The 13789-nt window shown below is 70.7% G+C and carries 11 protein-coding genes; 4 read left to right on the top strand and 7 right to left on the bottom strand.

Features of this window, described 5'->3' with window-relative positions; all coding sequences use genetic code 11:
- Positions 1 to 1392: a glycosyl hydrolase gene (locus ACQP00_RS33790; RefSeq protein ID WP_433203243.1), complete on the bottom strand. Its 1392-nt coding sequence runs from the start codon at positions 1390 to 1392 to the stop codon at positions 1 to 3.
- Between the two features lie 109 nt (positions 1393 to 1501).
- Here ACQP00_RS33790 and ACQP00_RS33785 point away from each other — a divergent pair, with 109 nt between their 5' ends.
- Complete coding sequence (locus ACQP00_RS33785; RefSeq protein WP_433203240.1) at positions 1502 to 2272, top strand: SDR family NAD(P)-dependent oxidoreductase; 771 nt, start codon at positions 1502 to 1504, stop codon at positions 2270 to 2272.
- A gap of 139 nt (positions 2273 to 2411) precedes the next feature.
- Here the strand turns inward: ACQP00_RS33785 and ACQP00_RS33780 are convergent, their stop codons facing one another.
- The 6 genes from ACQP00_RS33780 to ACQP00_RS33755 all read right to left on the bottom strand — a co-directional run bounded on the left by ACQP00_RS33780 (position 2412) and on the right by ACQP00_RS33755 (position 8754).
- A complete protein-coding gene (locus ACQP00_RS33780) occupies positions 2412 to 3425 on the bottom strand; it encodes a LacI family DNA-binding transcriptional regulator (protein WP_433203237.1) in 1014 nt (337 codons plus the stop codon).
- 19 nt (positions 3426 to 3444) lie between these two features.
- On the bottom strand, positions 3445 to 4461 hold the full coding sequence (locus ACQP00_RS33775) for a LacI family DNA-binding transcriptional regulator (protein ID WP_433203234.1): 1017 nt from the start codon (positions 4459 to 4461) through the stop codon (positions 3445 to 3447).
- A gap of 36 nt (positions 4462 to 4497) precedes the next feature.
- A complete protein-coding gene (locus tag ACQP00_RS33770; RefSeq protein ID WP_433203231.1) occupies positions 4498 to 5316 on the bottom strand; it encodes a carbohydrate ABC transporter permease in 819 nt (272 codons plus the stop codon).
- A complete protein-coding gene (locus ACQP00_RS33765; protein WP_433203228.1) occupies positions 5313 to 6170 on the bottom strand; it encodes a carbohydrate ABC transporter permease in 858 nt (285 codons plus the stop codon). The genes ACQP00_RS33770 and ACQP00_RS33765 overlap by 4 nt, the downstream gene beginning before the upstream one ends.
- Before the next feature lie 53 nt (positions 6171 to 6223).
- Positions 6224 to 7546 (bottom strand): ABC transporter substrate-binding protein, encoded by a 1323-nt coding sequence (locus tag ACQP00_RS33760; RefSeq protein ID WP_433203225.1) that lies wholly within the window; start codon positions 7544 to 7546, stop codon positions 6224 to 6226.
- Positions 7547 to 7731: 185 nt separating this feature from the next.
- Positions 7732 to 8754 (bottom strand): LacI family DNA-binding transcriptional regulator, encoded by a 1023-nt coding sequence (locus tag ACQP00_RS33755; RefSeq protein WP_433203222.1) that lies wholly within the window; start codon positions 8752 to 8754, stop codon positions 7732 to 7734.
- A gap of 227 nt (positions 8755 to 8981) precedes the next feature.
- Here ACQP00_RS33755 and ACQP00_RS33750 point away from each other — a divergent pair, with 227 nt between their 5' ends.
- From ACQP00_RS33750 to ACQP00_RS33740, 3 genes are read left to right on the top strand one after another with little or no spacing between them, the layout of a single operon-like run.
- On the top strand, positions 8982 to 11342 hold the full coding sequence (locus ACQP00_RS33750; protein WP_433203219.1) for a glycosyl hydrolase 2 galactose-binding domain-containing protein: 2361 nt from the start codon (positions 8982 to 8984) through the stop codon (positions 11340 to 11342).
- Positions 11339 to 12256 (top strand): ROK family protein, encoded by a 918-nt coding sequence (locus ACQP00_RS33745; RefSeq protein WP_433203216.1) that lies wholly within the window; start codon positions 11339 to 11341, stop codon positions 12254 to 12256. Before ACQP00_RS33750 ends, ACQP00_RS33745 begins: the two co-directional genes overlap by 4 nt.
- A 40-nt stretch (positions 12257 to 12296) precedes the next feature.
- The gene (locus ACQP00_RS33740) at positions 12297 to 13715 is read left to right on the top strand and encodes a lectin (protein ID WP_433203213.1); all 1419 of its coding nucleotides are present in this window, start codon (positions 12297 to 12299) and stop codon (positions 13713 to 13715) included.
- Positions 13716 to 13789 lie beyond the last annotated feature (74 nt).

Below are 13789 nucleotides of genomic sequence, written 5' to 3'. Positions count from 1 at the left end.
CTAGCTCGGCAGGGTCCAGTTCTGGTTGGTCTGGCCGTTGCAGGTCCAGATCTGGATCTGGGTACCGTCAGCGCTGTTCTGCCCCGTCACGTCCAGGCACTTGCCGGTCTCGGGATTGACGAGCGTCTGCCCGGCCCGGCTCCACTGCTGGTGGCCGTTGCCGACGCAGTCCCACAGCTGCACCTTGGTGCCGTCGGCGTTGGTGCCGCCGGCCACGTCCAGGCACTTGCCGAGGGCGCGGACCGTGCCGTCGGAGCCCACCGTCCAGTTCTGGGCGCCGGTGCCGTTGCAGGTGTACAGCTGGATCTTCGTCCCGTTGGCCGTGCCCGACGCGGCGACGTCGAGGCACTTGCCGGCGAGCCCCTTGACCGGGCCGGTCCCGCCGCCGGGGGTGGTGCCGCCGCCGGGCACGGTGAACTCGCCGCGCACCAGCACGCGGCTGTTGAAGTACGTGTTCTGCACATTGGCGTTCGTGTTGTACGCCGGGTCCTGCAGGTACTCCGCCCACACCATGAAGTACGTCCAGCGCGGCTGGGCGTTGAGCAGCGCCACGCTCGGCACCTGCCCGACCTCGGCCAGGGCGATCGGCTTGCCCCCGGCCACGTTCAGCATGGCCTGGTAGTCGCTCGCGCTCGGGGCGAGCTTCACCCACACGTCGAGCGAGGCGACGTCCACATAGGACGCGCCGGGCCAGTAGTCGGCCAGCGAGCCCATGTTGACGTCCTTGACGTTCCACACGTACACGAGGTTGGACAGCCCCTGGCCGGCGTAGTAGTCGTGGACGATCTGGAACAGCTTGCGGCTGCCGTTCGCACCGGGGCGCCCGCCCCACCACGACCAGCCCTCGTTCATCTCGTGCACCGGGCGGAACAGCACCGGCACGCCGGCGTTCTGCAGCTGGCGCAGGTACGGCACGGCCTCGTTGAGCCGGTTCTTGAACGCCGTGTTGAGCGCCGAGCCGTCGGTGACGAGCTGGCTCCACTGGCTGTCGGAGAGGTGGCTGAGCACGCCGCTGCTGTCCCAGCCGCAGGTCGAGCCCACCGTGGGCGGGCACATGTGCCAGGTCAGCGCGACGAGCGAGCCGCCCTGCCACTGGCGGATGGCCTCGGACACCATCGTCTGGCGGGCGTTGACGTCCGAGCTCGCGAACAGGAAGTCACCGCCCCAGAGCCCCGGCGTCTGGCCGGTGATGCCCTGGGCGACCCGGGTCCACTTGGTCGGGTCGGAGTTGGGCTCGCGGTTGTGCTGCCCGGTGATCGTGTACTGCCCGGAGATGCCGGACAGGTACGACACCAACGCCGAGCGGGTGGATGCGGGGAAGGCCTGGGCGGGGGCGGGGGTGCCGACGATCGCGGCGAGCAGGATCGCCGCGGCGGCGATGGCCTTGCGCACTGGTACTCCTTTCAGTTCTGCTGAACCGAGTAAGTGCGGACGACACTAGGACTCCTTCCGCATCGATGTCAATACATGCTGAAACGAGCAAGGGCTCTACGCTGGCCGGATGACCGACTTTCCCAGTTTCGAGATCCCGGGCCGGACCGCCCTCGTCACCGGCGCCGCCCGCGGCATCGGCCGGGCCATCGCCCTGACCCTGGCCAACGCCGGCGCCGACGTGGCCATCGGCCTGCGCGACGCGTCCGCCGACGCCGGCCTGACCGCCGAGATCGAGGCGCTGGGCCGGCGGGTCCTGCCGCTGCAGATGGACATGACGAGCCCCGAGCAGATCAGCGCCGCCGTCGACGCCGTGGTGGACCGCTTCGGCCGGCTCGACATCCTGGTCAACAACGCCGGCATCGCCCCCGGCAACCCGGCCGAGCACGTCACCGAGGCCGACTTCGACCTGACCCTGGCGGTGAACCTCAAGGGCACGTTCTTCGCCAGCCAGGCGGCCGGCCGGGTGATGATCCGGCAGGGGTACGGCCGGATCGTCAACCTCGGCTCGCAGGCCGGCGCGGTCGCGTTGCCGGGCGAGGCGGTGTACTGCATGACCAAGGCCGCCATCGCCCACCTGACCCGCTGCCTGGCCATCGAGTGGGGCCCGCACGGCATCACGGTCAACGCGGTCGCCCCGACGTTCGTGGAGACTCCCGGTAACGCCGACTACCTGGCCGACCCGGCCAACCGCGCCGAGGTCCTGGAGCGGATCGCCGCCCTGCACCGCCTGGGCGAGCCGATGGAGGTCGCGGGCGCGGTGCTGTTCCTGGTCTCCCCGGCCGCCTCCCTCATCACCGGCGAGGTGATGCTCATCGACGGCGGCTGGACGTCGCGCTAGGCAACGGACGGTCTCTCGGGCACCGTTGACCACCGTGCGATGTCCTGAACAGCAGTGGGGGAGCTTCGCTCCACCCACACCCCCTCAACACCGCACACCATCCGACTGGCGGCAGCACGTCAGGCGAACAGGGCGTGGGTCAGGCCGGGGCGGGGCCGGTGCTGTCGCGGACGACGAGGGCGGCGTTGCCGTAGCGGACGCTGCGCGCCGGGCGGTCGTCGAGCAGCTCGAACAGCAGCCGGGCGGTGCGCATGCCGTAGTCGGTGATGTTGCGCTGCAGCACGGTCAGGGCCGGGTGCACGAGCTGGCACAGCGGGGAGTCCTCCCAGGCCAGGATCGACACCTGGCCGGGCACGGGGACGTGCATCTCGGCCGCCACGCCGAGGCCGGCGAGGGCCATGAGATCGTTGTCGTAGACGATCGCGGTCGGCCGGTCGCGCCCCGCGAGGATGCGCCGGGTCGCCTGCGCGGCCGCCTCGCCGGTGTAGTCGGCCGGCACGGTCTGCACGCCGGGCAGCACCGTCGCCAGCGCCGCCGTGCGGGCCGCCGTGTGGGCCAGGTCGGCCGGGCCGCTCACCCGGGCGACGCGGCGGTGCCCGAGCGCGGCGAGCAGCCCCGCCACCTTGGCCGCGCCCGCGTGCTCGTCGGTGGACAGGTTGGCCACGCCCGGCAGCTCGCCGGAGCCCCCCGCCACGACTGCCGGAAGAGCCAGCTCTTGTACCGCCTTCAGCCGCGGATCGTCCAGCCGCAGGTCACACAGGACCACGCCGTCGACCCGGCGCTCGGCGTGCCAGCGGCGGTAGATGGCGATCTCCTCGTCGACGTTCTCGACGAACTGCAGCGCGAGGCCGAAGCTGCGGGCGTACAACTCCATCTGCAACCCGGCGATGAACTGGCGCCGGAACACCTCACTGCGCAGGGCGGCCGAGGTCCGGCGCAGGGCCAGCCCGACCACATCGGCGGCGGCCGACCCGTGCAGCGCGACGGCGGCCCGGTGCGCGGTGAACCCGAGCTCCTCGGCCACCTCGCGGACCCGCTCGCGCAGGTCGTCGGAGACCCCGGGACGGCCGTTGAGCGCGTACGACACGGCGACCCGCGACACGCCGACGCGCCGCGCGATGTCGCTCATCGTCGGCCGCCGCCCCACCGCCATGGGACGAAGCGTAACCAATTCAGTTTCGTGGCGGCGCGGCGATGCTGTCGCGGAGCAGCAGGCGGGGGGTCGCGTCCTGATAGTCGCCGGGCAGGCCGCCGAGCAGGATGCGGGCCGTGTTGGCGCCGTAGGCGTGGATGTCGCGGGCCAGGGCGCTCAGCGCCGGGTAGGCCATCTCGCACAGCTGGGAGTCGTCGCCGGCCACGATGGAGAGCCGGCCCGGGACGTCGACGCCCAGCTTGCGGGCCACGTGCAGGCCGGCGGTGGCCATGATGTCGTTGTCGAACATGATCGCGGTCGGGGGGTCGGCCGCGGTCAGCAGGCGCTCGGTCGCCCAGGCACCGGCCTCCCAGGTGTAGTCGGTGTCGACCACCTCGGCCGCGGTCAACCGGAGCCGTTTCGCGGCCGAACGGAACGCGGCCGTGCGGATGTGGGTGTGTGAAAGCGACACGAGACCGCCGACCCGGGCGATGCGCCGGTGCCCGATGCCGGCCAGGTAGCCGACGGCCTCGGTCAGGGCGGCCGCGTCGTCGCTCCACACGGCGGGGATGGTGGAGCCGGCCGGGCGTACCGACGGATGCCCCACCAGCACGCCCGGCAGGCCCAGCTTCTCCAGCGCCGCCACCCGGCTGTCGTCGACCCACAGGTCGGTGAGGATGGTCGCGTCGATGCGCCGCGCCGCCCACAGCCCGCGCAGGGCCTCGATCGCCCGCTCGTGGTCGCCGACGACCTGCAGCACCAGCGCGGTGCCGGTCCCGGACAGCTCGGTCTCCAGCCCGGCGATGAACTTCATGTAGAACGGCTCGACCCCCAGCGTCGCCGCGTCCCGGGCGATGACCAGGCCGATCGCCTCGGCCCGGGCCGCCGAGAGGTTGCGGGCGGCCACGCTGGGCTGCCAGCCCATCTCGTCGGCGATGGCCCGGATGCGCTCGCGGGTCCGGGCCGACACGCCGGGCCGGTCGTTCAGGGCGAACGAGACCGCGCCGATGGAGACGCCGGCGGCCTCGGCGATGTCGCTGATGGTGGGGCGTTTCACGGTTGTCCTTGCGCCGTCACGTGGTGCTCCGCGGGTTCACTTCGTCGCTCCGCTGGTGAAGCCGTTGTAGATGAAGCGCTGGAGCAGCAGGAACAGGATAAGGGTGGGCAGGATGACGAGGACCGCGCCCGCCGAGATCGTCTCCCAGTGCGCGCCGAACGGGCCCTTGAAGCGGAACAGCGACGTGGAGATCGTCCCCAGCCCCTCCGAGGGCATGTACAGGAACGGGATGTAGAAGTCGTTGTACACGAAGATGCCCTTGATGATGACGACCGTGGCGATCGCGGGCTTGAGCAGCGGCAGGATGACCGACCGGTAGATCTTGAACGTGGAGGCGCCGTCGAGGCGGGCGGCCTCGTCGAGCGAGATCGGGATGCCGCGCATGAACTGCATGAAGATGTAGATCGCCACGATGTCCGTCCCCATGTACAGCAGGATCGGCGCCCACCGCGAGTCGAACAGCCCCAGCGTGTCGATCACCCGGAACGTCGCCACCTGGGTGGTGACCCCGGGCACCAGGGTGGCGACCAGGAACGCCCCGACGACCAGGCGCTTGAACCGGAAGTGGAACCGGTCCAGCGCGTAGGCGGCGAGGGTGCCGGCCAGCACGGTACCGACGACGGAGACCAGCAGGATCAGCGCGGTGTTGGCGAAGCCGGTGAGCATCCGGCCGTTGGTGAACGCGGTGGCGTAGTTGGCGAAGTTCAGCCAGTCGTGCGGCAGGGCCAGGGTGTCGCCGGTCGCCATCTCCTCGGGCGTCTTGAGCGAGGTCAGGAACACGGTCACCAGCGGCAGCAGCACCACGATGGACGCGATGACGAGGCTGGTGTACCGCAGCAGTCCGCCGAGCTTCACGTCAGGTCGGTCCTTTCATCCGGTACGAGCCGCCGCTGCAACCAGGTGATCAGCAGCACGATGACGAGCAGCACGACCGCCGCGGCCGAGGCGAGCCCGGTCTTGTTGAACTGGAACGCGAGCTTGATGGTCTGGATCACGAAGGTCTTGCTCTCGCCCGCGCCGCCGGTCATCACGAACGGGATCTCGAACACCGACAGCGACCCGGACACGGCCAGGATCACGCTGAGGCTGATGATCGGGCGGATGCCGGGCGCCACGATGTGCCGGAAGATCTGCCAGCGGCTCGCGCCGTCGAGCTCGGCCGCCTCGTACAGCTCGCCCGGTATCGACTGGATCGCGCCCAGGAACAGCACGAACGTCAGGCCGGTGAACCGCCACACCGACACCCCGGACAGCGACCAGTTGACCAGGTCCGGGTCGCCCAGCCAGAGCTTGTCCGGGTGCCCGCCGAACATCGCCAGGACCGAGTCGAGGGTGCCGTGCGGGCGGAAGAAGTACAGGAACACGAACGACACCGCGACCCCGTTGATCAGGTACGGGAAGAACAGGATTCCCTTGAACAGGTTCCGCAGCCGCAGCTTGAAGCTCAGGATGAACGCGAAGTACAGGGCGAGCGCGATCTGCACGGCCGCGGCCGCCAGGTAGTACAGGCTGACGAAGAACACCTGGAACAGTTCGGGGCGGGTGAACAGCTCCACGTAGTTCTCGGCGCCGACGAACGCCGGGTCGTCGCTCAGGCCGTCCCAGTCCGTGAAGCTGTAGCCGACCATGCTGCCGACGGGGATGTAGGTGAACGCGACGAGCAGGGCCAGGGCCGGGAGCAGGTAGATCCAGGGCATGAACCTTCGCACGGGTTTCCTTTCGCTGGAGGGGCGGGCCGGCGTGCCACCGGCCCGCCTCTGGATCAGCCGACGGTCTTGGCCGCTTCCATCCAGCGCTTGGTCAGGTCGGCGAAGATGCCCTTGAGGTCGCCGGGGGCGGCGCCGCGGGCGGTGTCGACGATCTTCTGCCGGTAGTCGGGCTTGCTGATCCCGACCTCGGAGGCATTGTCGATCTTCGTGAGCTTGGCCGACTCGGCCTGGGACAGCTCGATGAACTGCACGCCCGCGTCGGTGAACGGCTTGAGCGCGGGCGGCAGCGGGGCGCCCTTCACCGCGGAGACGGCCTGGTTGACCGCGGCCGCGTCGGACTTGTCGATGAACCAGTCGAACCAGGCGCGGGCGGCCGCCTTGTTCTTCGAGTGGCTGTTGATCGCGTACTGGTAGTCCGGGGCCACGACGGAGCAGAACTTGCCGCCGACCTGCTTCGGGAACGGCATGTACCCGATGGAGTTGGGGTCCTTGCCGGCCTTCTTCGCCGCGTCCTGCATCTGCACGATGGCCCACGAGCCGAGCCACATCGTCGCGATCTTGCCGGTGGCGATCGCGCCCTTCGAGTCCTCCCAGTTCGTGGTGGTCGGGTCGGCCTCGGAGAGCTTGTTCTTCACGATGTCGTAGAGCAGGGTGTCGGCGGTGTTGAAGTCGCTGCCGGCCGCCCAGGGGTCGGTGGTGGGCAGCTTGTCGTTCGCCTTCGGGTCGCAGCTGACCGAGCCGATCACGCTGGACCAGGAGCTCAGCGGCCAGCCGTCGTGGTAGTTGGTGTAGTACGGCGTCGCGCTGGTCTTGCTCTTGATCTGCTGCAGGTCGGCCACGAACTCCTCGGGCGTGGTCGGCCACTTGGTGACGCCGGCCTGGTTCCAGACGTCCTTGTTGTAGACGAACCCGTTGACGTAGGCGAAGCCGGCCACGCCGTAGACCTTGTCGGCCACCTTCGCCTTGTCCGTGAAGCTGTACTTGGCGGCGACGTCGGTCGCGCTGCCCAGGCTCGCGAAGTACTTCGGGTAGTCCTCGGTCGACACCGTGTTCGGGATCAGCAGGACGTCACCGTAGTTCTCGGTGTTCATGCGGATCTTGACTTCGCCCTCGTAGTCGGTGACGCCCTCGAACTTGACGTTCACCTTCGGATAGAGCTGCTTGAACTGGTCGGCGTACTTCTGCATCGTCCCGTCGGTGACCAGGTCGGTGCGGTTGGTCAGCACGGTGATGTCGCCGGAGACCGCGGCGGCGTCGGCGGGGGACAGCGCCTCGTCCGACGTGCCGGACTTGCTCGAGCCGCCGCACGCGGCCGCCGTGAGGGCGGTGGTGGCGAGTATGGCGGCGACCATGGCGGTGCACGCTCGTCTGTTCATGGGGTGTGCTCCATTCGGGCCTAAAGCGTTTTAGTGAAGCGGACGCAGAATGGCATCGCTTCGCCGCGCTGGTAAAGACCCTTGACCGAACCGTTATAATCCGACAAATACCGCTATTCGGACACGGCTTCGGGCCCGCCGGCCTTTCCTGGCCGAACGGGCTCGCGGTTATGGAAATAGGGGTGTCAGGCGGTCGGGTTCAGGCGGGCGGTGCTTCCTCTGGGGCTGAGGTGGGCGGGTTCCCCGTGGGTGCTGTGGACCGGCGTACCGGCGATGGCGGCGAGCAGCAGGTGCGCGGCGCGCACGCCGTACGCGCCGATGTCCCTGGTCAGGGCGGTGAGCGGCGGGTGCAGGAGCCGGCAGACGGGCGAGTCGTCCCAGGCGATGATCGACAGCTGGGACGGCACCGGCACGCCGAGCTCGTGGGCGACCGTCAGTCCCGCGACGGCCATGATGTCGTTGTCGTAGATGATCGCCGTCGGCCGGTCCGTTCCGATGAGCAGCCGCCGGGTGGCCCGCGCGCCCGACTCGCCGGTGTAGTCGGCCGCGACGGTGACCGTCTCGCGCAGGCCCAGCCGGGTGCAGACCTCGGTGAAGGCGGCCGTGCGGATCGCGGTGTGCGCGAACTCCGCGATCCCGCCGACCCGGGCGATGCGGCGGTGGCCCAGCGCGGCCAGGTACTCCACCGCCTCGACCATCGACTGCGCGTCGTCGGACCAGACGCTCGGCAGTGCGCCGCTCGCGTCCGGCGGCCCGATGACGATCGCGGGCAGCCCGAGCTCCTCCAGTGCGGCGACGCGGGGGTCGCCGGTGCGCACGTCGCAGACCAGCACGCCGTCGACACGGGCCTCGCTGTGCCAGCGGCGGTAGAACGCCAGCTCCTCGTCGCGGCCGGCGGCCATCTGCAGCAGCAGCGCGTACGACTGGCGGGAGAGCTCCAGTTCGAGGCCGCTGATCAGCTCCATGAAGAACGGCTCGACGCCCAGGGTGCTCGGCGGGCGTTGCAGCGTCAGCCCCACGACCCGCGCCTGCGCCCCGGCGAGCGCGCGGGCGTTGCTGTCGGCGTGGAAGTTCAGCCGGCCGGCCACCTCGAGGATGCGCTCCCGCGTGGCGGGGGAGACGCCCGGGCGGCCGTTCAGCGCGTACGACACCGCGCCCTTCGACACGCCGGCCTCGCGGGCGATGTCGGCGATGGTCGGTCGCTTCACCTCTGCTCCCTCGGCGATCCCGGGTCTTTCTCGGTTCAGGCGGTTTTGCGGTTCAGGCGGTTTCTCGGGTTCAGGCGATGCTAGCCGCAACCGCCGTCCTTGTCGCTACCCGAGGCCGAGCCCGCCACGCGCGCCGGCGCGGTTCGGACCGGCATTGACAGGCGGGAGGGGCCTGGCTACGTTGAGCGCGCTTACTCGGTTCACAAGGACGATAACAGGGGTCGCCGATGTACCGCTCGCTGCACGAAGGCTGGACCGTCTCGACCACCGGGGACGTCGACCTGCAGGACGTCGCGGCCACCGTGCCGGGCTGCGTGCACACCGACCTGCTCGCCGCCGGCTTGATCGACGACCCGTACCTCGACGACAACGAGCACGGGCTCGCGTGGATCGGGCGGACGCACTGGCGGTACAAAACCGGCTTCGAATGGCGGGCCGAGGGCTTCGAGCGCATCGACCTGGTCTGCGACGGCCTGGACACGATCGCCGCGATCACGCTGAACGGGCACCGGGTCGGCGAGACGCGCAACATGCACCGGCGCTACCGGTTCGACGTGACCCCGCACCTGCGCGAGGGCGCGAACGACCTCGTGATCGACTTCACCGCACCCTACGAGTACGCGGAGACCCAGGCGACCCTGCTCGGCGCGCGCCCGGGCCCGTACGACGAGCCGTACGCGTTCATCCGCAAGATGGCCTGCAACTTCGGCTGGGACTGGGGCCCGACGCTGGTCACCGCCGGCATCTGGCGCCCGATCGGGCTGCACTCGTGGTCGGGCACGCGCATCGCCGAGGTGCGCCCGAGCGTCCGCCGCGACGGCGCCGACGTCACCGTGGTCGTCGAGCACGCCGGGGAGCACGCCGGGGACAGTGCCGCCGTCGAGGTCGGCGCGGCCATCGGTGACGTGCGCGTCGAGGGCAAGCTCGCGCCGGGCCAGACCGAGACGACGCTGCGGGTCGACGTGCCCGATGCGCGGCTGTGGTGGCCGCGCGGACACGGCGAGCAGCATCTGTACCCGCTCACGGTCACCGCGGCCGAGGACGTGCACACCAGCCGGGTCGGGCTGCGCAGCGTCGAGCTCGAACCGGACGCGTTCCGGCTGGTGGTCAACGGTGAACCGGTGTTCGTGCGCGGGTTCAACTGGATCCCGGACGACACGTTCCCGGCGCGCACCGGGGCGTCCGAGCTGGCCGAGCGGTTCGGGCAGGCGGTCGACGCGGGGGCGAACCTGCTGCGCGTGTGGGGCGGCGGGGTGTACGAGTCCGACGGCTTCTACGCCCTCGCCGACGAGCTCGGACTGCTCGTGTGGCAGGACTTCCCGTTCGCCTGCGCGGCGTACCCGGAGGAGGAGCCGTTCACCGCCGAGGTCGAGGCCGAGGCGCGCGACAACATCGGCCGGCTCATGGGGCACCCGAGCCTCGTGCTGTGGTGCGGCAACAACGAGAACATCGAGGGCCATCAGCACTGGGGCTGGCCCGGCGAGCTCGACGGCCGCAGCTGGGGCGCCGGCTTCTACTACGACCTGCTGCCGCGGCTGGTGGCGGAGCTCGACCCGGCCCGCCCGTACTGGCCGGGCTCCCCGTACTCGGGCGCGCCCGACCGCGACGTGCACGATCCGTCGACCGGGACCATCCACATCTGGACGGTCTGGGGCTCCAAGGACTGGACCCACTACGCCGACTACACGCCGCGGTTCGTGGCCGAGTTCGGGTTCCAGGGGCCGCCGACGTACGCGACGCTGCGCGCGGCGGTCAGCGACGAACCGCTCGCCCCGGACTCGCCCGGCGTGCGCCACCATCAGAAGGCCACCGACGGCAACGCGAAGCTCCTCAGTGGACTCGGCGCGCACCTGCCGCAACCGTCCACGTTCGACGACTGGCACTACTGGACCCAGCTCAACCAGGCCCGCGCCATGGCGTTCGGGGTGCGCCGGTTCCGGGCGCTGATGCCCTACTGCATGGGCACGATCGTCTGGCAGCTCAACGACTGCTGGCCGGTGACCTCCTGGGCCGCGGTCGACGGGGGCCGCCGGCGCAAGCCGCTCTGGTACGCCCTGCGCCGCGCCTACGCCCCGCGCCTGCTCACCTTCCACGAGCAGGGCGTGGCCCTCGTCAACGACACCGCGACGCCGTGGACCTCGACCCTGACGCTGACGTTGCGCGACCTGTCCGGCGAGGTGGTGTCCACGACGTCCACGGCCGTGACGGTGGAGCCGCGATCGGTGGTGCGGGTGCCGTCGGGGATGGACGGCACGCCCGCGCAGCTGCTCGAAGCGACCTTCGACGACGCCCGGGAGGTGCGCTTCTTCGCCGAGGACCCGCAGGTGCCGTTCCCGCCGGCCGCGTTCGACGCGCAGGTGCGCGACGTCCCCGGCGGGCAGGAGGTGCGCGTCACCGCGGGCACGGTCCTGCGCGATCTGGCGCTGTTCCCCGACCGCCTGCACCCGTCGGCCACGGTGGACGACCAGCTCGTCACCCTCCTGCCCGGCGAGTCGGTCGTGTTCCGGGTGCGAGCGGACATCGCGCTGGACCCGGCGGCGCTCGTCGCGTTCCCGGTCCTGCGCTGCGTGAACGAGCGACGGCCGTGACGCGGGTGCTGGCCGTGGACGTGGGCGGCACGAAGTTCGCGGCGGCGGTCATCGACGCCGACGGGGTGGTCCACGCGCGCACCGAGGAGCCGATCGCCGGGGCCGAACCGGTCGAGGTGCTGCGGCGGGTCGTGACCACGGCCGGACCCGCGGACGTCACCGCGGTGGCGATCGGGTCGGCCGGGCCGCTCGACCGGGAGCGGGGCACCGTCAGCCCGGTGAACATCCCGGCGTGGCGCGACTTTCCCATCGTGGACACGGTGGCCTCCTGGTTGCCGCCGGTGCCGGTGCTGCTCGCCGGGGACGCGCAGTGCATGGCGCTCGGCGAGTGGTGGCGCGGGGACCGGCCCGGGGCGTTGCTCGGGGTCGTGGTGTCGACCGGGATCGGCGGCGGGCTCGTGCTCGACGGGCGGCCGCATCTCGGGCCGACCGGGAACGCCGGCCACATCGGGCACATCACCGTGGATCCGCGCGGAGAGCCGTGTCCCTGCGGCGCGGTCGGGTGCGTCGAGATGTTCTCCAGCGGGCCGGCGATGGTGCGCTGGGCGCGCGGGCAGGGCTGGTCCGGAGCCGACGCGAGGCACCTCGCCGAGGACGCCCGCGGTGGCGACCCCGTCGCCGTGCGCGCGTTCGCGCGCGGGGCCGACGCGCTCGCGACCGGGCTGCTCACGACGGCCGCACTGTGCGACGTGGACCGGGTGGTCATCGGCGGCGGGGTGGCCGCGGCCGGGGACGTGCTGTTCGGGCCGCTGCGCAGCGCGCTCGCGGGCCGCCGGGGCATGGCGTTTCTCAAGCGGCTGTGCGTCGAACCGGCCGTCCTCGGGCGCGATGCCGGGCTGTTCGGGGCGGCCGCGCTGGCGCTGCAGACATCGGTTGACTTAACTGCATTTAGCTGCCTTACTCGGTTCAGCTGACGTTCAGTACGGGCGTCGGCGAACCGAGGAAGGAGTTCCTGTGCGCAAGGCTTTTGCCGCGACGGCAATCCTGCTCGCCGCGCTTACCGGCACCATGACGGCCGCCACCGCCGCCGGCGCCGCGCCCCCGACCGCGAGCGGCACCGCCACCGCCGCCGACGTGGTGAACTACCTGCAGAGCATCACCGGGCGTTCGATCATCTCGGGGCAGCAGGACGGGCCCAGCTCCGCCCCCAGCACGTGGCAGCAGAAGGTGCACGACATCACCGGCGTGTATCCGGGGGAGTGGGCCGGGGACTTCGCGTTCGAGCAGAACGACATCAACGCCCGGCCGACCGTCATCGCGCAAGCCAAGTCGGTCTGGGCGGCCGGCAGCATTCCGGCGCTCGTCTGGCACATGTGCCCGCCCACCGTGGGGCCGTCCTGCCACTGGGACTACGGGACCGGCGCCATCGAGTCGAAGCTCACCGACGCCCAGTGGAACGAGCTCGTGACCGACGGCAGCTCGCTCAACACGGCGTTCAAGCGGCGGCTGGACGAGGCGGTGCCGTACCTGCAGGACCTGAAGAACAACGGGATCCCGGTGCTGTTCCGGCCCCAGCACGAGATGAACGAGGGCTGGTCCTGGTGGGGCGGGCGGCCGGGTGCCAACGGCAGCCGCAAGCTGTTCCAGATCACCCACGACTACCTCGCCGGCGTCAAAGGCCTGTCGAACCTGGTGTGGGTCTGGAACCTCAAGGACGTCGCCGGCGGGGAGAGCCACGTCGCCGACTACTGGCCGGGAGCGTCCTATGTGGACGTGGCCACCCTCGACGCCTGGGTGAACAAGCAGCCGACGCAGGCCTGGTACAACGCGATGCTCGGGATCGCCGCCGGCAAGCCGATCGGGCTGTCCGAGGTGGGCACCGTACCGACGCCGGAGACCATTTCCGCGCAGCCGCGGTGGACGTTCTTCAGCGTCTGGATCAGTTGGCTGACCGATCCGGCGTGGAACACCAACGACGCGATCAAGCGGACGTACTACGACCCGCGCGTGCTGCACCGGGGCGACATCCACTTCGGCGGCACCACCACCCCGGGCGGAACCGGGCCGGTCAAGGGGCTGGCCGGGAAGTGCCTCGACGTGGCGGCCGCGGGCACGGCGAACGGGACGAAGATCCAGCTGTACACCTGCAACGGCACCGGCGCCCAGAACTGGACGGTGGGCTCCGACGGCACGGTCCGCGCCCTCGGCAAGTGCCTGGACGTGGCCGGCGGCACCAACGCCGACGGCACCAAGGTGCAGCTGTGGGACTGCGTCGGCAACGGCCACCAGCAGTGGTCGCGCTCCGGGCAGACGCTGGTCAACCCCGAGACCGGCAAGTGTCTCGACGTCACCGGGCAGAACAGCGCCGACGGCACCCAGATCCAGATCTGGACCTGCAACGGCCAGACCAACCAGAACTGGACCCTGCCCTAGCTGTACTTGGTCATGACGGTGGTGACACGCCGGTGCGGTAGTTGATCGGACGAGGACCTCCAGGCGAAGTGGAG

It is taken from the genome of Dactylosporangium sp. CS-047395 (assembly GCF_050942185.1).
GTDB lineage: Bacteria > Actinomycetota > Actinomycetes > Mycobacteriales > Micromonosporaceae > Dactylosporangium.
Note: the sequence above shows the minus strand (reverse complement) of the source record. Positions and strands in the feature narration are given on the sequence as shown.

Coding starts and splice junctions, on each gene's coding strand:
- ACQP00_RS33780 (WP_433203237.1), bottom strand. CDS start 3,425: ATGGCGGTGGGGCGGCGGCCGACGATGAGCGACATCGCGCGGCGCGTC.
- ACQP00_RS33785 (WP_433203240.1), top strand. CDS start 1,502: ATGACCGACTTTCCCAGTTTCGAGATCCCGGGCCGGACCGCCCTCGTC.
- ACQP00_RS33760 (WP_433203225.1), bottom strand. CDS start 7,546: ATGAACAGACGAGCGTGCACCGCCATGGTCGCCGCCATACTCGCCACC.
- ACQP00_RS33750 (WP_433203219.1), top strand. CDS start 8,982: ATGTACCGCTCGCTGCACGAAGGCTGGACCGTCTCGACCACCGGGGAC.